This window comes from Azospirillum sp. CT11-132, from assembly GCF_047302835.1.
Lineage (GTDB): Bacteria > Pseudomonadota > Alphaproteobacteria > Azospirillales > Azospirillaceae > Azospirillum.
Window position 1 is genome coordinate 616947 of sequence record NZ_JBGLZA010000005.1, and the last position, 20645, is coordinate 637591.

At 66.3% G+C, this 20645-nt stretch carries 17 protein-coding genes and 3 pseudogenes; 8 read left to right on the plus strand and 12 right to left on the minus strand.

All coding sequences use genetic code 11. The features are described from left to right. The first annotated feature begins 119 nt into the window (after nt 1–119). Genes ACCD06_RS22485 through ACCD06_RS22495 form a run of 3 tightly spaced genes read left to right on the plus strand, consistent with a single transcriptional unit; the run spans nt 120 to nt 3576 of the window. Nucleotides 120–1070 carry an ABC transporter permease gene (locus ACCD06_RS22485; RefSeq protein ID WP_413343636.1) on the plus strand — a complete coding sequence of 317 codons (951 nt, stop codon included), beginning with the start codon at nt 120–122 and terminating at the stop codon, nt 1068–1070. Next, complete coding sequence (locus ACCD06_RS22490; protein ID WP_413343638.1) at nt 1067–1921, plus strand: ABC transporter permease; 855 nt, start codon at nt 1067–1069, stop codon at nt 1919–1921. The genes ACCD06_RS22485 and ACCD06_RS22490 overlap by 4 nt, the downstream gene beginning before the upstream one ends. Further along, a complete protein-coding gene (locus ACCD06_RS22495) occupies nt 1921–3576 on the plus strand; it encodes an ABC transporter ATP-binding protein (RefSeq protein ID WP_413343640.1) in 1656 nt (551 codons plus the stop codon). The genes ACCD06_RS22490 and ACCD06_RS22495 overlap by 1 nt, the downstream gene beginning before the upstream one ends. Nucleotides 3577–3637: 61 nt before the next feature. Here the strand turns inward: ACCD06_RS22495 and ACCD06_RS22500 are convergent, their stop codons facing one another. After that, the gene (locus tag ACCD06_RS22500) at nt 3638–4114 is read right to left on the minus strand and encodes an Lrp/AsnC family transcriptional regulator (protein WP_085086154.1); all 477 of its coding nucleotides are present in this window, start codon (nt 4112–4114) and stop codon (nt 3638–3640) included. A 245-nt stretch (nt 4115–4359) separates the two neighbouring features. Between ACCD06_RS22500 and ACCD06_RS22505 the strand changes: the two genes are divergently transcribed. Then, nucleotides 4360–5685: an NAD(P)/FAD-dependent oxidoreductase gene (locus ACCD06_RS22505; protein ID WP_413343643.1), complete on the plus strand. Its 1326-nt coding sequence runs from the start codon at nt 4360–4362 to the stop codon at nt 5683–5685. Nucleotides 5686–5700: 15 nt separating this feature from the next. On the opposite strand, the gene ACCD06_RS22510 is transcribed toward ACCD06_RS22505, so the two are convergent. After that, nucleotides 5701–6597, minus strand: coding sequence for a LysR family transcriptional regulator (locus tag ACCD06_RS22510; RefSeq protein WP_413343645.1), 897 nt, complete (start codon nt 6595–6597; stop codon nt 5701–5703). 353 nt (nt 6598–6950) lie between these two features. Here ACCD06_RS22510 and ACCD06_RS22515 point away from each other — a divergent pair. Continuing rightward, nucleotides 6951–7085: pseudogene (locus ACCD06_RS22515) on the plus strand (IS5/IS1182 family transposase); the annotation flags it as partial. Here the strand turns inward: ACCD06_RS22515 and gcvA are convergent. Then, entirely contained in the window at nt 7084–8007 is a 924-nt protein-coding gene (gene gcvA, locus ACCD06_RS22520) for a transcriptional regulator GcvA (protein WP_413343647.1), read from the minus strand. The pseudogene ACCD06_RS22515 and the gene gcvA overlap by 2 nt on opposite strands. A 240-nt stretch (nt 8008–8247) precedes the next feature. On the opposite strand from gcvA, the gene ACCD06_RS22525 reads away from it, so the two are divergent. The 3 genes and pseudogenes from ACCD06_RS22525 to ACCD06_RS22535 all read left to right on the plus strand — a co-directional run. After that, complete coding sequence (locus ACCD06_RS22525) at nt 8248–8958, plus strand: SDR family NAD(P)-dependent oxidoreductase (protein WP_136702718.1); 711 nt, start codon at nt 8248–8250, stop codon at nt 8956–8958. 40 nt (nt 8959–8998) lie between these two features. Further along, nucleotides 8999–9235 (plus strand): tautomerase family protein, encoded by a 237-nt coding sequence (locus ACCD06_RS22530; protein ID WP_094304936.1) that lies wholly within the window; start codon nt 8999–9001, stop codon nt 9233–9235. A 94-nt stretch (nt 9236–9329) separates the two neighbouring features. Then, a pseudogene (locus tag ACCD06_RS22535) lies at nt 9330–9501 on the plus strand (IS5/IS1182 family transposase); the annotation flags it as partial. Nucleotides 9502–9562: 61 nt separating this feature from the next. Here ACCD06_RS22535 and ACCD06_RS22540 read toward each other — a convergent pair. From ACCD06_RS22540 to ACCD06_RS22580, 9 genes and pseudogenes are all read right to left on the minus strand, one after another. Next, a pseudogene (locus ACCD06_RS22540) lies at nt 9563–10190 on the minus strand (IS6 family transposase). Between the two features lie 297 nt (nt 10191–10487). Beyond that, nucleotides 10488–11453, minus strand: coding sequence for a D-2-hydroxyacid dehydrogenase (locus tag ACCD06_RS22545; RefSeq protein ID WP_413343649.1), 966 nt, complete (start codon nt 11451–11453; stop codon nt 10488–10490). A gap of 18 nt (nt 11454–11471) precedes the next feature. Beyond that, nucleotides 11472–12920, minus strand: coding sequence for an amidohydrolase (locus tag ACCD06_RS22550; protein ID WP_413343651.1), 1449 nt, complete (start codon nt 12918–12920; stop codon nt 11472–11474). Between the two features lie 58 nt (nt 12921–12978). Beyond that, the gene (locus ACCD06_RS22555; RefSeq protein ID WP_413343653.1) at nt 12979–13863 is read right to left on the minus strand and encodes a DMT family transporter; all 885 of its coding nucleotides are present in this window, start codon (nt 13861–13863) and stop codon (nt 12979–12981) included. A 56-nt stretch (nt 13864–13919) separates the two neighbouring features. Beyond that, a complete protein-coding gene (locus ACCD06_RS22560; RefSeq protein WP_413343655.1) occupies nt 13920–15419 on the minus strand; it encodes a M81 family metallopeptidase in 1500 nt (499 codons plus the stop codon). A gap of 77 nt (nt 15420–15496) precedes the next feature. Next, entirely contained in the window at nt 15497–16732 is a 1236-nt protein-coding gene (locus ACCD06_RS22565) for a PLP-dependent aminotransferase family protein (protein ID WP_413343657.1), read from the minus strand. A 49-nt stretch (nt 16733–16781) separates the two neighbouring features. Next, complete coding sequence (locus ACCD06_RS22570; protein ID WP_413343659.1) at nt 16782–18374, minus strand: ABC transporter substrate-binding protein; 1593 nt, start codon at nt 18372–18374, stop codon at nt 16782–16784. A 52-nt stretch (nt 18375–18426) separates the two neighbouring features. Continuing rightward, on the minus strand, nt 18427–18954 hold the full coding sequence (locus ACCD06_RS22575) for an ureidoglycolate lyase (protein ID WP_413343661.1): 528 nt from the start codon (nt 18952–18954) through the stop codon (nt 18427–18429). Nucleotides 18955–19007: 53 nt separating this feature from the next. Further along, nucleotides 19008–20483 carry a M81 family metallopeptidase gene (locus ACCD06_RS22580; RefSeq protein WP_109076375.1) on the minus strand — a complete coding sequence of 492 codons (1476 nt, stop codon included), beginning with the start codon at nt 20481–20483 and terminating at the stop codon, nt 19008–19010. Nucleotides 20484–20645: the final 162 nt, after the last annotated feature.

Here is a 20645-nt window from a genome sequence, read left to right on the forward strand (position 1 = left end):
CAGTGGGTCGGCGGGACGGGGCGGGCGGCTGTCCGGCCGCCCCGGTCCGCCGTGGCCCCTCTCGTCGCCGCCCGACTGGGCAAGCCCTCCGGGGGCGCCTCACCATGCGGAGGCCAGGCATGACATCACGTGTTCCCTCCCTCATCCTCGGCCGGCTGTTCATTGCGCTGGTCACGCTGACCATCGTGTCCTTCGCAGTCTTCTTCGCCACCACGCTGCTGCCCGGCGACACGGCGACCATCCTGCTGGGTCAGGCGGCGACGCCGGAGGCGATCGCCGGCCTGCGCACGGCCATGCATCTCGACGAACCGGCCCTGCTGCGCTTCTTCTACTGGATCGGCGGGCTGTTCCAGGGCGATCTCGGCACCTCCTACGCCAACCATATGCCGGTGTCGTCGCTGATCGCCGGTAGGCTGCTCAACACGCTGAAGCTTGCCGGCCTGACCACCTTGATATCGGTTCCCCTTGCGCTGACGCTCGGCATCACCGCCGCGATGTGGCGGGGCACGCTGTATGACCGCGTCGTCACCGTCGCCACCATCGGCATCATCTCGGTTCCGGAATTCGTGCTGGCGACCTTGGCCGTCCTGGTGTTTGCGGTTTACCTGAAATGGCTGCCCGCCCTGTCCTTCACCTATAATGTCGACAGCTTCTCCGGGCTGCTGCGGGCCTATGCCATGCCGGTCATCACGCTGACCTTCGGGGTTTCGGCGCAGATGATCCGCATGAGCCGGGCCGCCGTGATCGAAACGCTGAACACGCCCTATGTCGAGATGGCCCTGCTGAAAGGCGCGTCCCGCCCCCGGCTGGTCCTGCGCCATGCCTTGCCCAACGCGCTCGGCCCGATCTCCAACGCGGTGGCGCTGTCGCTGTCCTATCTGGTGGGCGGCGTCATCATCGTCGAGACGATCTTCAACTATCCCGGCATTGCCAAGCTGATGGTCGACGCGGTGTCCACCCGCGACCTGCCGCTGATCCAGTCCTGCGCGATGATTTTCTGCGTAGGCTATCTGATCCTGATCACCGCCGCCGACATCGTCGCCATCCTGTCGAACCCGAGGCTCCGATGAAGACACACACCTCCACCGGTTCCCTCGCAACATGGTCCGGCTACAGGATCAATCCGGTAGGCCTGGTCAGTTTCTGCGTGGTTCTGTTCTGGGCGCTGGTTGCCCTGTTCGCTCCCTACATCGCCCCCCACTCCGTGGGGGATATGATCGACTTCGATTACTTCGGCCCGATGCGGCCCGGCCTGTGGCTCGGGTCGGATTATCTCGGCCGCGACATGCTGTCCCGCATCATCTACGGGACCCGCTACACCGTCGGCATCTCGCTGGCCGCGGTCGCCATCGCCTGCTTCACCGGGGTCGTGCTGGGCATGACCTCCGCCGTGCTGCGCGGGCCGGTGGACATGGTGGTCAGCCGGGTGCTCGACGCCATGAATTCGATCCCCAGCAAGCTGTTCGGCCTGATGGTGGTGGCGGCGGTGGGATCGTCGATCCCGGTGCTGATCCTGACCCTGTCGGTCATCTACATCCCCGGCGCCTACCGCTTCAGCCGGTCGCTGGCGGTCAACATCGACACGATGGATTTCATGATGGTCGCCCGCATTCGCGGGGAAAAGCTGCCCTACCTGATCGGGTCGGAGATCCTTCCCAACATCGTCGGTCCGGTGCTGGCCGATCTGGGCCTGCGCTTCGTCTTCATCGTGCTGCTGCTGTCGGGCCTGTCCTTCCTGGGTCTGGGCGTCCAGCCGCCCTACGCCGACTGGGGCGCGCTGGTGCGCGAGAACATCGGCGGCCTGCCCTTCGCAGCGCCCGCGGTGATCGTGCCGTCGCTGGCCATCGCCACCCTGACCATCAGCGTCAATCTGCTGATCGACAATCTTCCGCGGAAGATCCGGGACCGGAGTGCCTCCTGATGACGAACCTCGTCGAAATCCGCGGCCTGACGGTCGAGGCCACCACCGATTCCGGCCGCTGGATCCAAATCCTGAAGGGCATCGACCTCGACATCGCCGCCGGCGAAACCGTCGCCTTCATTGGCGAAAGCGGGTCCGGCAAGACCACCGCCGCCATGACGCTGCTGGGCTACGCTCGCCCCGGCTGCCGGATTTCCGGCGGCACGGTGCGGGTCGACGGCCATGACATGGTGACCTTGTCGGAGAAGCAGCGGGCGGCCCTGCGCGGCACGGTCGTGGCCTATGTGCCGCAGAGTGCGGCGGCCGCCTTCAACCCGGCGGCGACGATCATGGATCAGGTCATCGAGGTGACGCGGATCCACCAGCTGATGCCGCCGGACGAGGCCCGCCGCCGTGCGGTCGCCCTGTTCCGCGCCCTGTCGCTGCCCAATCCCGACAGCATCGGCGACCGCTACCCGCACCAGGTGTCGGGCGGACAGCTGCAGCGGCTGGCGGCGGCGATGGCCCTGATCGGCGATCCCAAGGTGGTGATCTTCGACGAGCCGACCACGGCGCTCGACGTCACCACCCAGGTCGAAGTGCTGCGCGCCTTCAAGGCGGTGACCAACAAGCGCCGGATCGCCTGTGTCTATGTGTCCCACGATCTTGCCGTCGTCGCCCAGATCGCCGACCGCATCATGGTGCTGCGCCACGGAGAGGTGCAGGAAACGGGCAGCGTCAACGACATCCTGACGCGCCCGACCCATCCCTACACCAAGGAATTGCTGCACGCCTTCCATCCCGACACCGGCGGGCGGGTTGCCGCGGCGGAGGCCTTTGCCACCGATGCCTCCCCGCTGCTGGAAATCAAGACGCTGAGCGCCGGTTACGGCCCGCCGCAGTCGAACGGGCTACCGCTGGCCCTCGCGGTCAAGGGGGTGAGCCTGCAGGTGAAACGGGGCACCAACCTCGGCATCATCGGGGAGTCCGGCTGTGGGAAATCGACCCTGGCGCGCGCCATCGCCGGCATCCTGCCGGCCTGCAACGGCGACATCCAGTTCGACGGACGGGAGCTGTGGCACAGCGCCCGCCAGCGCAGCCGCGAGCAGTTGCGCGACCTTCAAATCGTCTTCCAGCATGCCGACACGGCGCTCAACCCGGCCAAGTCGATCGAGGATATTCTCGGCCGCCCGCTGACCTTCTATCACGGCCTGCGCGGCAAGGCCCGCGATGCGCGCATCGACGCGCTGATGGACATGGTCCGCCTGCCCCGTGCCCTGCGCCACCGCCTTCCGGCGGAGCTGTCGGGTGGCCAGAAACAGCGGGTGAACTTCGCCCGCGCGCTTGCCGCCGAACCGAAATTGATCCTGTGCGACGAGATCACCTCGGCCCTCGACACCGTCGTCGCCTCGACGATCATCGACCTGCTGAAGGAACTGCAGCGCGAACTTGGCCTATCCTATGTCTTCATCAGCCACGACCTGTCGGTGATCGAGGCGATCTGCGACGAGATCATCGTGATGTACCGCGGGCAGGCGGTCGAGACCATCATCCCCTCGGCCCGGCAGCAGCCGCAGCATCCCTACTCGCAGTTGCTGTTCTCGTCGGTTCCGAAGCTGGATCCGACATGGCTCGACACGCTGGACATCGACGCCGACCGGATGCGGGTGGCCTGACCGGCCTGCCCCCCGCGCGGTTCGCCGCCGCGCGGGGGATGCGGTTCCGCCGCGACGGTCCTCACATCGGAAACAGCGTGGTCAGCGGCATGTGCGCCCGCACGATCGGCGATTTCAGCACGACGTAACTGAAGTATTTGTCGATGCCGATGTCCATGTCCGTCAGCTTTTCCATGATCTCCTGATACTCACCAATGCCGGACGTGACGAACTTCAGCATGTAGTCGTAGCCGCCCGACACCAGATGGCATTCCAGCATCTGTTCGATCTTCTTGACGGCAGCCAGGAAGCGGGCGAAATCGACCTGCCGATGGTTCTTCAGCGTCACCTCGGTGAAGACGGTCAGGGTCTGGCCGAGTTTGCTGACGTTGATCTGCGCCGTGTAGCCTTCGATGTAGCCCTCGGCCTGGAGCTTCTTGACGCGCATCAGGCAGGGGCTGGGCGACAGATTCACCAGCTCGGCCAACTCCACGTTGGTGATCCGGCCGTTCTTCTGGAGCTGATGCAGAATCTTGATGTCGATGCGGTCCAGCTTCATGGGGAACCCATCCGGTTCGAGGGCAAGGAACGGAAAACGACAGCAGAAAATTCTGCCGATCGGACCAGGTGAGCTTAGCACGCACTGCCTGCCTGTCGATGGCCAAGACGCGGGTCCCCGACAGAACAAAGCATCATGTCCTGCGGCAACGACAGAAGATAATGCCGTTGAATCGGCCAAAGCAGCGCCTACCGGGCCGCGTGGCATGGCTAGATGGCGCAACGCCGAAATCGGAGATCCTTCCAATGCCAGCCCCACTGCAAACTATCGCGTCCTCCCCGAACCTGCCCGGTCAGACCGACGTCGTCGTGATCGGCGGCGGCATCGTAGGCGTCTGGGCGGCCTACTTCCTTGTCCGGCGTGGCCTGTCAGTGGCTCTGGTGGAGAAGGGGCAGGTCGGGGCGGAGCAGTCCAGCCGCAACTGGGGCTGGTGCCGGCAGCAGAATCGCGACGCACGCGAACTGCCGATGGCGACCAAGAGCCTGGATTTATGGGAGCGTTTTGCCGCCGAGAGCGGCGAAGACACCGGCTTCAGCCGCTGCGGCCTGCTTTATCTCAGCAACGACGACCAGGAGCTGGCGGGCTGGGCGCGCTGGCGCGACTTCGCCCGGTCGGTCGGCGTCACCACCCACATGCTGAACGGCGCCGAAGCCGCCGAGCGCGGCCGGGCCACCGGACGCCCCTGGAAGGGCGGCGTCTTTTCGCCGTCGGACGGCATCGCCGATCCCGCCCGTGCGGCTCCCGCCGTGGCGCGGGCGATCATGGCGCTGGGCGGCACGGTGCATCAGGGCTGCGCCGCGCGCGGTCTGGAAACCAGCGGCGGGCGGGTCAGCGGCGTCGTCACCGAAAAGGGCACGATCCGCACCAAGCTGGTGGTCCTGGCGGGCGGGGCCTGGGCCTCCTCCTTCTGCCACCAGATCGGCGTGCGTTTCCCGCTCGCGTCGATCCGGTCGTCGATCCTGTCGGTCGGCCCCAGCCCGTCCGGTCTTCCCGACGCCCTGCACACCGCCGCGGTGTCGGTCACCCGGCGCGGCGACGGCGGCCATACGCTGGCGATCAGCGGGCGTGGGCGCGTCGATCCGACCATGCAGCAGATCCGCTTCGCGCCGCAATTCATGCCGATGTTCAGCCGCCGCTGGCGCAGCCTGATGCCCGGCGGGCTGGAGGGTGTGCGCTCCGGCCACGAGACGCTGCGACGCTGGCGGCTCGACCGCCCAACCCCGATGGAGCGGGTGCGGGTTCTGGACCCCAAGCCGGACCGCGGCACCATCCGTCTCACCCATGAACGGGCCATGGCGCTGCTGCCCGGCCTGAAGGGCGCGCCGGTCACCGCCGCCTGGGCCGGCTACATCGACAGCACGCCCGACGGCGTTCCCGCCATCGGTGAAGTCGGCAGCCTGCCCGGCCTGATCCTGGCGGCAGGCTTCAGCGGCCATGGCTTCGGCATCGGCCCCGGCGCCGGCCACCTGATCGCCGACCTCATAACCGACCAGGCGACGATCGTCGACCCCAAGCCTTATCACCCCGACCGCTTCGCCGGATTTGCCGCCGGCAAGGTCGCCGATTTCTAACCGGAGACCGGTCCGTCAGGAACCACCGGGCTCCAGAGCGCGGGCAGCCCGGCGCAGGCATTCGCGCATTAATTCGTGGCTGCCCGACAGCGGACGCTCCTTGCTGGTCAGGATGGTGATGGGCACGCGGATGCTCGGGCGGAAGGGCCGCTGGACGATTCCGGAGAACTGGTTCCACGGCAGGAGCCCATCGACGACCGCCACGCCGATCCCCTCGCGTACGAAGGGCAGCGCTGTGATGGACAGGTCGATTTCCACCGCCGGGGCATAAACGCCGCACTCCGCATCGACCGCCCCGGCCAGAAGCCGGCCGGGCAGCGTGTCCACGCGGTAGGAAATCAGCGTTTCCTCCACCAGATCGGCAAATCCAAGTTCAGCCTGTTCGGCCAGCCGATGTCCCTCCGGCAAGAGGCAGACCAGTTCGGCATATCCGACTGTCTCGACATCAAGATCGTGGTGGGGCATGTCGTTCATCGCCACCCCCAGCAGAACGTCGCCGCTGCGCAGCATGTCCAGAATGCTGGCGACCGGCGCGACCAGCGACCGCACGACGATGTCGGGATGGGCCTCACGAAATGCGGTCAGCGCCTTCGGAACAATGGACATGGAGGGCGCGGGCGAAGCGGCGAGACGGACCAGACCGGTGCGGCCATGGCGCATGTCGACCGTTCGCCGGCGCAAGGCGCCGAGTTCCGAAAAAATCCGCTCGGCCTCCGGATACAGTTCGTTGGCCTCCTGCGTCGGCACCAGACGCCCGCGCACCCGGTCGAACAGCTTGAAGCCGAGCTGATCCTCGGCGTGCAGCAGGATTTGGCTCAAGGCCGGCTGTGAAATGTTCAGCATCGCCGCCGCCCCGGTGACCGTTCCACAGCGCATCAGCATGCAGAAGACTTCCAATTGGCGGGCTTGCATTCACGATCCTGGAGGCTGACGGAAGGAAGGCGGAACCGGCACCGCCTGATTCCGACTTTGGCAGCGCCATTATACCGATCGGCGGGACCGAGGGTCGAGCAGCATCGGCAGGACGGCAATATCCGGTTACGAAGCCGCACCGACTTCCCCGATGAAACCCTGCGATGCAAGACTTTGGGCGCTGGTCGAGTGGCTCAGCCATTCGGCTTTTGATCTTGCCCCGGTTCGGTGGACACGGGTTCACGCCGATTGTAGCTCGGCTTGCTCGGGCGTTCTGTGGCCGATGGCGCCGTGTTGCATGGATGCGGTGGGTGTCGTAGGTCACGCCCCCGTCTCTGATCTGGTCGCCCGCTATGCCGCACAAGGCCAATGCCGCTTGTCGCCATCACATTCCGCGAGCGAAGCGCATAGTGACGAATTGGTCCGAGTATGACGCCGCCCTGCGCCAGCGCGGCAGCCTGACGGTCTGGTTTTCGGACGAGGCCATCAAGGGGTGAAAGTTCGCTGACCGGCCGCTTCCTCAATGATCCAATCGACGAAGGCGTGGACGTTCGCTCGCGACGCGACCTGGGGTGGATACACGAGGTAATAGCCGAACCCTGCCGGGCAGGACTCCGCAAAGGGACGGACCAGCCGCCCGGCCGAGAGATCGTCGGCAACGATCAGGCTGCGCCCCAGCAGCACCCCATGCCCGTCGACGGCCGCCTGGGTCGCCGTCACCGAGGAATTGAAGCGCAGCCCCCGAGTGAGGTCGATGGCCTGCTCCAGCCCGACCGTTTGCAGCCAGACCCGCCATGACGGGATCGGCCCCGCGAAATTGATGGTCTCGTCGTGCAGCAGCGTGTGTTGCCGCAGGTCGGCGATGCTCCGCAACGGAACGGCGCCGGACAACAGCCGGGGGCTGCACACCGGAAACAGCTCCTCCTCGAACAGCAGCACGCTTTTCAGGCCGGGGTAGGAGCCGGGGCCATAGCGGATGACGATGTCCACCTCGTGAGTGGAGAAATCCACCAGCCGCACGTCCGCGTCGATGCGCAGGTCGATGCCCGGGTGGCGCGTCCGAAAATGCTCGATGCGCGGCATTAGCCATTTGGCCGCGAAGGACGGCGACATGCTGACCGTCAGGATGCCGCCCGCGGCCAACCGCTTGACCTGCCCCATGGCGGCCTCCATCAGGTCGAAGCTGCGCCGCAGGTCCGGCAGCAGCATCTGCCCCGCCTCGGTCAGCAGCACGCGCCGGCCGCTGCGCCGGAACAGCGGTACGCCGAGATAAACCTCCAGCGTCCGCACCTGATGGCTGATCGCCGCCGGGGTGACGCGCAGTTCGTCCGCGGCGCGGGCGAAGCTGAGGTGGCGGGCGGCGGCCTCGAAGGCGCGGAACCCGCTGAGGGGCAGCAACGGTCGCGACATCGACAAATCCACCTTGTCGATTCGATGAGGAAAGCTCGTTTGCCGTTCTACGCGTCCTGCGGCATTTTTCAACAGGAAAGCAAGGCAGCAAGGCGGAGCGATCGCAGGTTTCGACGGTCCTCCGACTCACACCTCACGACAGAAATTCTCATCTTTTCAATCCACGCCAAGGGGCGTGAAACGACCCGCGGGTGGCGGGCCATCCACATACGACCCTTGTTCGAACTCAAAGGAACCATCATGAGCACGCAGAAGGTTGCGCTGATCACCGGCGCGTCGCAGGGCATCGGTGCGGGTCTGGTTGCGGGCTTCCGCCAGCGCGGTTTCGCCGTCGTCGCCAACTCCCGCTCCATCAAGGCCAGCGACGACCCGAACGTCGTGACCGTCGGCGGCGACGTCGCCGACCCGGACACCGCCAAGCGCTTGGTGGAGACCGCCCGCGAACGCTTCGGCCGCATCGACACTCTGGTCAACAACGCCGGCATCTTCATCGCCAAGCCGTTCACCGAATACACCGAGGCCGACTATGCGGGGGTCGTCGCCACCAACCTGACCGGCTTCTTCCATGTGTCCCAGTTGGCCGCGGCGCAGATGCTGAACCAGCGCAGCGGGCACATCGTCAACATCACCACCACGCTGGTGGAACAGCCGCTGGCCAGCGTGCCCGCGGCGCTGGCTTCCCTGACCAAGGGCGGCTTGGACGCGGTGGTTCGCTCACTCGCCATCGAATATGCAGGCAAGGGCATCCGCGTGAACGCGGTGTCGCCGGGCATCATCAAGACGCCGATGCACGCCACCGAAACACACGAATTCCTGGCCGCTCTGCACCCGGTCGGCCGCTTGGGCGACATTCAGGACATTGTGGACGCGGTGCTCTACCTCGACTCCGCCAACTTTGTCACCGGCGAAACGCTGCACGTCGACGGCGGCCAGCACGCCGGTCGCTGGTAAGGCCCTGGCGGTAACGCCATCAAGTGGAGAGGAACACCCGATGCCGTACGTGAACATCCAGATCACCCGCGAGGGCACGAGCCCCGGCGCAACCGGCGCGACGCCGGAGCAGAAGGCGGCCCTGATCAAGGGGGTCAGCGACCTGTTGTTCGAGGTGCTGAACAAGCCGCACGCGGCGACCTTCGTCGTAATCGACGAGGTTCCCATGGAGAATTGGGGTATGGGCGGGTTGCCGGTTGAGGAATACCGGCGCCAGACGGCGGGCAAGACGTCCTGAACCGCCACCCTGTGGCGTAGGTACGACAATGGGGGTCTGGTGATCGAGCAGGACTGCGGGTAAAAGATCGGGCCCCGCTGGAGCCGAGAGCCGGATGCCGTACAGCGCGAACGAGAAGCGCCGTCACAAGATCCCGCGTGCCCGCTACCGGGTTGAGAACTGGGCGGCCTACAATGCGGCGCTATGCCGACGGGGGTGACCTGACGATCTGGGTGACGCCCGAGGCGATCGCCGCCTGGACGCCGCCCGCCACGGGACGGCGCGGTGTTGTCAACTTCACGGTCGGTTGACGAGCTGAGGGTCTGAACAACCTGCGTTCTGGCTGGTTCAGGCGGTCAGGGCGAGGCCGGTCACCTCGCGCCAGATGGTGAAGGCGCGAGCTCGGGTGGCACGGTGCTCGGAGGAGGAGATCAGGTGGCGGCGCAGTTGGAAGTGATTGTGGATCGGGCTGTGGCTGGAGAGAAATTGCTGGGCTTGCCGGACGGATTTGAACCGCTTCATGTGCCGCTCGCGCCGTCGGGGCGGCTGGTGCGAGGCTTCGCAGCGATTGTTCAGGTATTGGCTTTGCCGATCTTCGTTGCCGAGCCTCATCTCCCTCTTCGCTGCCGCGTAGGATTTCAGCTTGTCGGTGATGATGACCCGCGGCGCATAGCGCAACCCTTTCAGCAGTTTGCGAAAGAAGCGCATGGCCCCCTTCGTGTTGCGCCGGCTCTGTACCAGGATGTCCAGCACCACCCCGTTCTGGTCGATGGCGCGCCACAGATAGTGCTGCTTGCCGCGGATGCAGATGAACACGTCATCCAGGAACCATTTGTCGCCCAGCTTGGGCCGGCGACGCCAGAATCAGCTCGACCTCGCGCAGGCTCAAGCTGAAGCAGTGATACAGCCACACCGCTTCGCTGATGATTTCGGCGGGAAAGGGGAAACCGCGATACGGGTTGGGCGACGTGCTCATAACCGGAAACCTGCCAAGGACAGGGCGCGCTCGTCAACCTGACAACACCTGAGAAAGATTGGAAGATGCCGCCGCGGGAGTGGACGGCCACAAAGGCGCAGATGGCCGTCATCTTCGGAGAGCGCTTCGCAAGGGCGATGAACGCCTGATACTCAACACGCCCCGCCAAGCACGAAATTCCTGACACTCCCCGACCGCCAAGCCCTACCCGACGGCACCCCAGATCAACACCCCTTTTCAGCTCAAAGTAGCACGCCGCTCAGCACAGGCTGAGACACACCCGCTACGAACAAACTCTCAATATGAGCCGTGCACCAGATTGCTCGGATTGCCAGCAAGAAAATTCTCGATATTGTCGATGAGTTGATCCGCCAACATCTGCTGCGCCTCGTCCGATGCCCAGGCGACATGCGGAGTGACGATCACGTTTGAACGCCCGGCAATCCGCATCAGCGGGCTTGATGGATCCGGCGGTTCGACCTCTGTGACGTCGAAACCGACCCCGCCGATCAGCCCTTCCTCCAGCGCAGTCACCAAATCCTCTTCGACCACCATCCCGCCGCGCGCGGTATTGATCAGCAAGGGGCGGCGGCTCATGCGGCGAAACTCCGGCAGTCCGATCATGCCGCGCGTCTCAGGGGTTAGCGGACAATGCAGGGTGATCACGTCGCTGGTTTCCAGCATTTCCTCCCAGGGGGTGTAGAGGGGGCCGAGACCGCTTGCGCCCTTATGGGCGGCGAACAGCGGTACCATGCCGAAGGCGGCGGCGATCGCCGCCACCCGCTGGCCCAGCACCCCTTCCCCGACGATCCCGATCCGGGCGCCGCGAAGGTCGCGGATCGGGTGGTTGAAGAAGCAGAACTGCCCGGCCTGCTGCCAGGCGCCGGCCAGCACGTCCTGGCGGAAACCGACGAGGCTCCTGCGAAGAGCCAGGATCAGCGCGAAGGTATGCTCCGGAACCGTGTTGACGGCATAGCCGCGGATATTGGCGACGGCGATGCCGCGCTCCTGGCAGGCCCGCCTGTCCACGCAATCGGTGCCCGTCGCCGCGACCGCGATCAGCTTCAGGTCCGGCAGGCGCGCCAGCGTCTCCGCCGTGATCGGCACCTTGTTGGTGATCGCGATGGACGCGCCGGAAAGACGCTCCGCGACCTCGTTGGGATGGGTCCGCGCATGTTCCTCCAGCCGATGGTCGAAGGAGGGGCGCCGCAGACGGATCTGCGGCGCCAGGGTGGCACGGTCGAGAAAGACGATTCTGTGCATTGATCCGTCCTTCCGCCCTCAGGCCGCCGTCGCTGGGAGCGGCGGCTGGACATCCGCTGGGACCGGGCACTGGTAGGGACGGCCACCGGTGAGGGTGCGGAACTCCTCCTTCGCCTTGGCGATCAGATCGGGATCGGCAAGCGCGTCCAGCGCCGTCAGCGCCAGGATCGACGCCGCGTTGGTCATGCCCTTGTGCGCGCCCGGCAGCTTGCCCTGAGCGACCAGCTGCCAGGAATGGAACGGCGTGCCCATCGCACAGGTCGCTCCCCAGAATTGCGCGGTTGGCACCACCCAGCTGACGTCCCCGACGTCGGTCGAGCCGAAATTGCGCGTGCGGGTGCCGTCGAACGGCGCCACGCCGTCATGCAGGCTGCGCTCCGGCGCCGAGCCGGAGCCGAATCCCTTGGTGCGGACATGCCGGAGATCCTCCGCCGAGAGGGTTTCCATGAAGGCCTGCGCCGTCCTGTAATCATCCTCGCCGAAACGGACCCCGCCGACATCCTGCATGCGGCGATACAGGGCGTCGCCGAGGGTCCGGTTGAGCAGCACGTTGGACATGCCGGACTCGACCCGCACCTCCACTGTCGTCTCCGTCATCAGGGCGGCACCTTCCGCGATCTTCTTCACACGCTCGAACAGCTGCCAGAGCTGATTGAGGTCGGGAGCGCGAACGACGTAGGCGATCTCCGCATTCGCCTGGACGACGTTGGCGGCACGGCCGCCGGCATCGCGGTAGGCGTAATGGACGCGGGCTTCCGGGATCATGTGCTCGCGCATGTAATTGACGCCGACATTCATCAGCTCGACCGCATCGAGCGCGCTGCGGCCGAGATGCGGCGACAGGCCGGCGTGAGCCGCCCGCCCGGTGAAGCGCACCGAAGCCTGGAGGAAGGCCAGGGTGTCGGCGAAATTCATCCCGGTATAGGCCGCCGGATGCCAGGTCAGGGCGAGATCGACATCGTCGAAGGCACCGCCGCGCGCCATGAAGGCCTTGCCGCCGCCGCCCTCCTCCGCCGGGCAGCCGTAATACCGCACCCGGCCGGACAGGCCTTCGCGGGTCAGGGCCGCCGCAAGAGCGGCAGCGCCGAGCGCCGCGCCGGAGCCCAGCAGGTTGTGCCCGCAGCCGTGCCCCGGCGCCTCGGCGATTTCCGCCTGCGGCGCGGTGGCGCCCGCCACCTGGCTGAGGCCGGCCAGGGCATCGAACTCCCCGAGCAATGCGACCACCGGCCCGCCGGACCCGGCTTCGGCCATGAAGGCGGTCGGCACCCCGCCGACATTGCGGGTGATCCGGAAGCCCTCGGCCGCCAGGGCCTCGATCTGCGCTTCCATCGACTTGAACTCGCAATAGCCGAGTTCGGCATATCCCCAGATCCGGTCGGAGAGGTCATGAAAGGCCGGGGCCTTCGAGTCCACGGCCTCCAGGATGGCGGTGCGCAGAGAGGTCGTGTTGGACAGGCTGCTGTTCATGGTGAACATCCTTTCAAAATCATCGAAGGGAAGCCGGGAAACGGGTCTGTCGTCGCGGTCAGTCATCGCTGGTGGCCTGCGCCGCGACCGTGCTGCCGCGCCGCCGTTCGCGCAGCAGGACCACGATACCGCTGGCGATGATCACGGCCGATCCGACCCAGGTCCAAAGATCGGGCAGCTGTCCGAAGGCCAGCCAGCCGAGCGCGGCGGCGCCGAAGATCTGCAGATAGATGAAGGGGGCGACGAAGGGCGCGGGCGCCACCTCGAAGGCGCGGACCAGGCAATAGTGACCGAACCCGCCGAGCGTGCCGAGCGCCAGAAACAGAATGGCGTCGCGGAGGTCGGTCGGCGGCACCCAGACGAAGGGAACCGGGATGCTGCTGAGGACGAAGCCCAGCAGCACCATGTAGGTGCTGGAGGTGGCGGACGGATCCTGTCCGGAGAGCTTGCGCGACAGGATCTGCGTCAGCGCGGAGGTCATGGCGCTGAGGAAGATCAGGGCGGCCGACCAGTGCAGCGGACTGTAGCCCGGCCGCACCACGATCAGCGCCCCGACGAAGCCGACGACCACCGCGCAAAGCCGCACCGGCCCGACATTTTCGCGCAGCAGAAGCGGCGCCAGCGCCGTCACCATCAGCGGTGCGGTGAAGCCGATCGCCGTGGCGGTCGCCAGCGGGGTGTGCTCCAACGCATAGAACATGATCAGGGAGGAGGCGCAGAACAGCACCGAGCGCGCCGCCTGCAAATCCGGCCGCCGCGTGCGGAACAGCGCCCACCGGTAGCGCGGAAGGAAGACCACCATCATGAACAGGAAGTGGCCGGCATAGCGCAGCCATTGCAATTCGGCGACCGGGTAGCGGCCCCCCAGATACTTCACGGTGGCATTCAGCAGCGGGATCACGATCGCGGTAACGATCATCAGCAGCACGGCCTGACCGGCCATGGTCCGGCGTGGCGTTGCCGGAGAACCGCTCCCGACCATGCTTCTGGGCGCGAAGCTCACGAGCCGGCCCCGCCGCCATGCGCGGAGAACGGATCGGCGACCCGCGGCCAGTAATCCGGCGCGCGGCGGGTGTAGGACAGCGAGGCAAAATCGGGCGCCACAGCGCCCGGCGCCGCGACATAGCGCACGTCTGCGGCAAGCGGTGCGAAGCCGGTATAGAAATGCTGCATCGATTTGACGACGATGATCCGCTTGTCGTCGAGCGTGCAGCCCAGGCCGGTGAAGGCCTCCGGTGAGTGGGTCTGCTGGCGCACCGAGGTGAGGATCAGGTCGATTCCCTTCCCTTTCCCCGGCTCGCAGCCGCGCACCCAGGCGCTCGGCCCGTAGCTGGAGCGCCCACCGCCCAGGGAGCGCTGCGAATGGTCTTCCGACAGCCCCATGACGGTGACCCGCAGATCCACCGGGAGGCCGGAGGCGACGCCGGTCTTGCCGCCGACCCGCAGGTCGAACGTCGCCCCGACCCCGGCCTCCAGGCAGAAGCCGACCGCCACCGGATCCCAGTAGCAGCCGCTGGCGACCCCGGAAATTCCGCGCGCGATCAGGCGGTGAAGGATCGCGGTGTTGTCGGACGGTGCCCCGGCGCCGGCATTGTCGGCCACGTCGGCCAGCACCACCGGCCGGGAGCCATCGGCGGACGTCACGGCCAGCGCGATGTCGATGGCCTCATCAATGGTGTCGTAGTGCTGGGGGGTGACGTCGCGCAGTTCCCAGATCCTGCGCGCGAACCGTTCGGCGACCTGTCTGGCCTTGTCCGGATCGCCGTCGGCGACGACCAGCATCTTGGCGCCGACGTCCGGAATGTCGGCCCAGGGGAAACCATGCCCGAAGGAAACCGACAGGATGCCGTCCCGGCCTTCCTGGTCGGTCATCTCCTGCACCAGCGACCGCATCGGCTCGAAGGGCGGACGCCACACCCCGATCATCCGGCAATCGTGGAGCGCCATCACCGGCCTGATCTCGCCACGCTGCGCCGATCTGCACAGTCGGTAAAGCTGCTGCGCCCGTGCCGGGATGTCGGTGTGCGGATACTCCTTGAAGGCGACGATGACGTCGGCATTCGCCCGCATCCGTTCGGTCAGATGACAATGCAGGTCGATCTCTACGCCGACCGGCACGTCCGGACCGACGATGGCGCGGACCTTTTCGAGGACATCCCCCTCGCAGTCGTCGTAACCGTCGGCGACCATCGCGCCATGCAGGAACAGCAGCACGACATCAACCGGCATGGCACGGCACAGATCGTCGAGGATTTCTTCGCGCAGCCCCTCATAGACCGGCTTCTGCGTGCTGCCGGCCGGGGTGGCGAAAGCGCACAGGCTCTCGGCGACCTCCCATCCATCGGCTTCCGCAAGGCGGCGCCATTCGATCAGCGGCACGTTGCCAAGCCTGGGGGGATGCAGGCTGCCGTCGCCGCGAAAATACTCCCGGCCATGGAAGGCCGTCCGGCCCGACGGTATGGGGGAGAAGGTATTGGTTTCCGTGGCAAGGGCTGCCATGAAGAGCTTCATCGCTCGATCCAATCGGCTGATTGCGCGGCCTGGACGCCGCGTCACGGGGAAAGGGACGGCCCGGCTCAGGCGTCGAGACGGCGGTTTCCGGCGATTGCCGGAATGCCGGTCTGCTGGAAGCAGATGCGGGCCAGCGTGGCGACGCCTTCGACGATCTGATCCTCGGTCGGCAGGGCGAAGCACAGCCGCAGGAAGGAGCGGGCGGCCTCCGGTTCCACCGCCCAGGAAGGGCCGGGGTTGAACACCAGCCCGGCCTGCTCGGCCGGGGCCACCAGCGTGCGGACATCGACATGGTCCGGCAGCTTCAGCCAGACGAAGATCCCGCCCTTCGGCGCCCGGCATTCGACGGCGGTGCCGAACTCCCGCTCGACCGCCTCGATCATCACCCTCATCTTGGCATGGAGCGCCGAGCGCAACCGCTCGATCAGCTCGTCCGGCTGGCGGGACAGATATTCGGCGACGATCATCTGGTCCAGCGCTCCGGTTCCCGCATCGGTCTTGGCCGGAAGAATGCGGCTCATCAGGGGCCAGGGCGCGATCAGGTAGCCGAGCCGCACGGCGGGAGCGAAGGATTTGGAGAAGGATCCGATATAGAGCACCCGCTCCGGCGCCAGGGCCTTCAGGGCGGGGCCGGGGTTCTGGTCCAGCCAGACCAGATCGGCGTAGCAGTCGTCTTCCAGGATCGCGAGGTCGTGGAGCCGCGCCAGCGCGATCAGGGCCTCCCGCCGGTCGGTCGGCAGGATGCTGCCGGTCGGATTCTGCACGGTCGGGATCGTGTAGATGAATCTCGGCTTCAGGCCGCCGGAGGCTAGCCATTCCAACTGCGCGGCCAGCACTTCCATCACGATGCCGTCGGCGTCCATCGCCATCGGCAGAACCCGCGCCCCCGCCGCCTGGAAACGCTTCAGGGCACCTTCATAGCAGTGCTCCTCGGCCAGGACGGTGTCACCCGGCGCGACCATGGTTCGGCAGAGGAAATCAATCGCCTGATTCGATCCGCTGGTGATCAGCACCTCGTCAATCGTCGTTATAATGCCGCGGCGCTTCGCAAGCTTGTCGACCACGCACTGGCGCAGAGCCGGGACACCGAGCGGTCCGCGGCCGAGATGGTATTTGGCGAGATCGGCGCCTTCGCGCCTGATGACGGCCGCCGCCGCCTCGGCGATCAGCTCCGCCGGCACCTGCTCCGGATCGTTGTGCCCGCCGACGAACGGGTATCGGGGAAGGCCGGCCGGAAACGGCGCGGGAGCAGCGGCCGTGGGTGCGAGGAGGCGCGTGAAGTCGAACGACGCTTCGGACATGGCGGCTGTGTTTCCCGGCTGCGGTTTCTGGCGGAGGCGGCGGACCGGCTCAGGCGACCTTGATGTTCCAGGCGAGCGGCAGGGGTGCCTTCAGCATGCCGGTCACGGTGCGCCGCCGGGCGGACGGAGTCTGGAACTGCCCCAGCGGAACGAATGGCACCGCGGCGAAGGCATGTGCCTCAACCTTCCTGGTGATGGCGTCCTGCTCCGGTCCGGATGCCGCCATCCAGTCGCTGCGCAGCTGCTCCATGATCGGGTCGGTCGGCCAGCCCGGCCAGCCCTGGCGACCATTGCCGCGCAGGGCGAGATGGGTCGCCGGATCCATGACATCGGTGACGCTGGTCCCGGTGTGGAAGATCGACCAGCCGCCCTTGTCCACCGGCTCCATGCTGGTTCGGCGCTTGAAGAAGGTGCCGAGGTCCATCGCCTGCAACTCGACATTCACCCCCATGCGCTTCAGCAAATCTTCCGTCACCAGCGAGGCTGCATGCAGCCAGGAAAGGTCGGTGGCGGTCAGGATCGCCACCTTCTCGCCCTTGTAGGAGGATTTCAGCAGCGCCTTGGCCTTCTCGAAATTGGCGGTCATCACCTCCGAGCCGGCACCGGTGGACATCGTCGTGCCGCAGAAGAAGGTCGATCGGCATTCCTTGTACAGATCGGGCATGCCGACCTGAGCCTGGAGATAATCGACCTGATTCACGGCCATTTGGACCGCTTGGCGCATCTCCAGACGGTCGAACGGCGGTTGCAGTTGGTTAAAGCGCAGGATGGTCATGTAGCCGAGATCGTCGAACGCCTCGACGATCACGTCGCGATCCTGTTTCAGCAAAGGCAACAGCGTCAGATCCGGCTGGCTGTACCAATCGACCTCGCCGCGCTGGAGCGCCGCCGTCGCCGTCGCGGCGTCGGGGATGACGTGCCACTCCAGCCGGTCGACGTAGACGATCTTGCCGCCGGAGGTGCAGTCGGGCGCCTCGTTGCGTGGCACGTAGCCGTCGAACTTGGCATAGACCGCGCGGCTGCCCGGCACCCATTCGTCGGCCAGGAAGCGGAAGGGACCGGAGCCGATCGCCTCCTTGATCGATACGCTAGGGTCGGTCTGGGCGATCCGCTCCGGCATGATGAAGGGCGCCGGCCCGCCGATCTTGGCCAGCCCCTTGGTCAGCAGGCCGAAGCGCGACTTCAGACGGAACTCCAGGGTACGGTCGTCGACGGCGCGCAGCTCGTCGGTCAATCCGAAGATGGTCTGGCCCAGCGGGTCGCGGGCACCCCAGCGCTTCAGGCTGGCGACGCAATCGCGCGCCAGGACCTTTTCGCCGTCATGGAACTTCAATCCGTCACGCAGCCGGATCGTCCAGGTCAGCCCGTCGGCAAACTGTTCCGCCCCCTCGGCCATCTGCGGCTTGACCTCGAACCGCGTATTCATCCCGAACAGCGTGTCGTAAATCTGGTAGCCGTGATTGCGGACGGGCGCTCCGCTTGTCAGCACCGGATCGATGCCCGCCAGATTGGAGGGGGGGATGTAGCGCAGGACAGCCTTCCGCGCTTGCGCGATCGCCGGAGCGGCAATCGTCGCCGCGCCTGCCACCGCCCCTGCTACCGTTGCCGATCCTGCCAGAAACGCACGCCGTGAGATTCCCATGACTTCCGCCTCCCGATGTGAAAGCTCCGCTTGTCGTGGCAGCGCCGGCAGCTCAGGCAGGCGGCCGGATCGCGATTCCCGTCTCGAACCGGTGGATGCTGCTGCGGACCGGGTTGGGCGTCGGGTTGTCGAACAGCTCGCTCTGGGTCGCCCGATCCGACAGGAACAGGAATTCCGATGGCGCCGAGCCTTCCGGATAGGCGTTCAGGCTGTGCCAGGTCCCCGTCTTGAACATGAAGCCCTGACGATCGATCCTGAACGCCCGGAGATCGGAGGGGCTCGGCGGAGCGTCGCTGGGCGGCGCCACGACCACGACGGCCGGAGAACCGCCGATATGCATGCGCGATTCCGTGACGTGCCAGTGCCGTTCGACGGCACCGACTATGAAGGGCAGCGGCTTGAACGCAATGATCTGGACGATGGTTTCGGAATCGGTGGACCAATCGAAGCGATGCAGCGTCTTGGTCGGCAGATCGAAGGTCGGCCGCTCGCGGACCGCGAGCACCTCTCCGAACGGCGCGAAGGCCGCCGGTGTGAGGTCCTCGACCTCAAGGGTATGAATGATCGTGTCGGTCGTCATGCTGAACCTTTCATCGCGCCAGCGGCGCACAGGATGGAACCCGTGGTCAGTTCTCAGGCCGCCGGGATAAGGCGCATCGCCTGCGGCAGCTTCGTCCAGGGCAAGTCCCTCGGATCGGCCTTCATCGGTCCCGGCGCCTTGGCGATCAGGATTGCCTCGCTGATCGGTCCGAAATCGGCGCGGAAATGCACGGAACTCTTGTTCACCAGGATCTTCATCGCTTCCGGCTGGATGCCGACCATGCGGTAGAGGTTGCGGTCGAACATCTGCGCCTTGGTCGCGCTGACCACGACCCGCACGCCGTCGATGCGCAGGCAGGCGGCCCCCTGGAGGTCGAGTTCGGTTCCCCGCAGCATCGGCCCCTCGAACACGCAACGGCCGTCGCCGACCGTTTCCACCTCGAAGGTTCCGACGAACGGCTCGTCCCCCGCGGTGCCGGAGCGCCCGCCAAGCGCCAGGGTCACCGTTCCGCCGGCCCCCGCCTCAACCGCGGCGGCGACCGCGGCCGGATCGTAGAAGACGCCGAGGGCCGCTCCCTCCGCCCGACAGGCGACGAGGGCGCGCAGCATGCCGGTGGTGTCGGCATCGGCCCCAGCACCTGGGTTGTCCTGGGTGTCGGAGATGACCACCGGCCGGGTCGCACCGGCCGACAGGCGCATCGCCTCCTTCACCGCGCTTTCCGGATCGAGGAACGTCACCGCCCATTGCGGCTCCGTCTCCAGGATGTGACGGTAGACCGCCTCCACCGCGGCCTCGACGGCGTCCTGCGTCCGGCCATAGCCCCAGACGACCGGGCCGCATTCGGAAAAATCGGACGCAGGAAAGCCCGGTGCGAAGGACAGCGACACCACGTCCCCCACCTGCTTCTCCCGCAACAGGGCGTAGGTCGACCGCGCCGGATCGACCAGCGTGCATTGTGCGTTGAGCGGGATGAGGAACGGCAGACGACGGGCGGCACGATACAGACGCCCGCCGGCATCCCGGCAGGCGTCGTGCAAGACCACGGCGCGGCGTCCGGTCTCCGCCATGTCGACGTGCGGATAGGTCTGGTAGCCGACGATCCCGGTCGCCAGCGTCAGCATCGCTTCGGTCATGTTGGCATGGAGATCGACCGAGCAGAAGATCGGCATTTCCGGCCCGACGACCGCGCGCAGCCGGCGCAGCAGTTCGCCTTCGCCATCGTCATGCAGTTCGGTTACCATCGCCCCATGAAGGTTGAGGTAGATGGCATCGAATGCGTGAGCCTTCGCCGCCGCGACGATCTCGCCGGCAATCCGCTCGTAGGCGTCGGTCGTGACGTGCGCGGAGGCGCTCGCCCCTGCCCAGATCACCGGGACGATCTCGAACCCGCGCTGTTCCGCAGCCTGGATGAATCCGCCGGTCGCCAGATTGACGTCGCGCAGCCGCAGCATCTCGCTGCCGCACGCCATGGCCGGATAGCCTTCTCCATTCACGAAGTTTTGATAGCCTGCCCTGGTAGGAGCGAATGTATTCGTCTCGTGCTCAAAGCCCGCGACCAGTACGCGCATGGTCTCACCAGTTCTGTCAGGAATTGCAAGGTCGGTCGACAAGATGTTCTTCCTGGGAAATCTAGTGCGCGATTACGAGGCGCGGGAAGAGCAGCTGGAGTTCTCCGGCGTTGCCCAAATGGGAACACTGTTAGCGTGCTCCCGGTATCGGATTCAGCCGGC

Excerpts from the sequence above, each read along its gene's own strand:
- ACCD06_RS22525 (WP_136702718.1), top strand. The coding sequence starts at position 8,248 with ATGAGCACGCAGAAGGTTGCGCTGATCACCGGCGCGTCGCAGGGCATC.
- gcvA (WP_413343647.1), bottom strand. The coding sequence starts at position 8,007 with ATGTCGCGACCGTTGCTGCCCCTCAGCGGGTTCCGCGCCTTCGAGGCC.
- ACCD06_RS22575 (WP_413343661.1), bottom strand. The coding sequence starts at position 18,954 with ATGACGACCGACACGATCATTCATACCCTTGAGGTCGAGGACCTCACA.
- ACCD06_RS22550 (WP_413343651.1), bottom strand. The coding sequence starts at position 12,920 with ATGAACAGCAGCCTGTCCAACACGACCTCTCTGCGCACCGCCATCCTG.
- ACCD06_RS22500 (WP_085086154.1), bottom strand. The coding sequence starts at position 4,114 with ATGAAGCTGGACCGCATCGACATCAAGATTCTGCATCAGCTCCAGAAG.
- ACCD06_RS22555 (WP_413343653.1), bottom strand. The coding sequence starts at position 13,863 with ATGGCCGGTCAGGCCGTGCTGCTGATGATCGTTACCGCGATCGTGATC.
- ACCD06_RS22570 (WP_413343659.1), bottom strand. The coding sequence starts at position 18,374 with ATGGGAATCTCACGGCGTGCGTTTCTGGCAGGATCGGCAACGGTAGCA.
- ACCD06_RS22580 (WP_109076375.1), bottom strand. The coding sequence starts at position 20,483 with ATGCGCGTACTGGTCGCGGGCTTTGAGCACGAGACGAATACATTCGCT.
- ACCD06_RS22505 (WP_413343643.1), top strand. The coding sequence starts at position 4,360 with ATGCCAGCCCCACTGCAAACTATCGCGTCCTCCCCGAACCTGCCCGGT.
- ACCD06_RS22545 (WP_413343649.1), bottom strand. The coding sequence starts at position 11,453 with ATGCACAGAATCGTCTTTCTCGACCGTGCCACCCTGGCGCCGCAGATC.
- ACCD06_RS22485 (WP_413343636.1), top strand. The coding sequence starts at position 120 with ATGACATCACGTGTTCCCTCCCTCATCCTCGGCCGGCTGTTCATTGCG.
- ACCD06_RS22565 (WP_413343657.1), bottom strand. The coding sequence starts at position 16,732 with ATGTCCGAAGCGTCGTTCGACTTCACGCGCCTCCTCGCACCCACGGCC.
- ACCD06_RS22490 (WP_413343638.1), top strand. The coding sequence starts at position 1,067 with ATGAAGACACACACCTCCACCGGTTCCCTCGCAACATGGTCCGGCTAC.
- ACCD06_RS22530 (WP_094304936.1), top strand. The coding sequence starts at position 8,999 with ATGCCGTACGTGAACATCCAGATCACCCGCGAGGGCACGAGCCCCGGC.
- ACCD06_RS22495 (WP_413343640.1), top strand. The coding sequence starts at position 1,921 with ATGACGAACCTCGTCGAAATCCGCGGCCTGACGGTCGAGGCCACCACC.
- ACCD06_RS22510 (WP_413343645.1), bottom strand. The coding sequence starts at position 6,597 with ATGCAAGCCCGCCAATTGGAAGTCTTCTGCATGCTGATGCGCTGTGGA.
- ACCD06_RS22560 (WP_413343655.1), bottom strand. The coding sequence starts at position 15,419 with ATGGCAGCCCTTGCCACGGAAACCAATACCTTCTCCCCCATACCGTCG.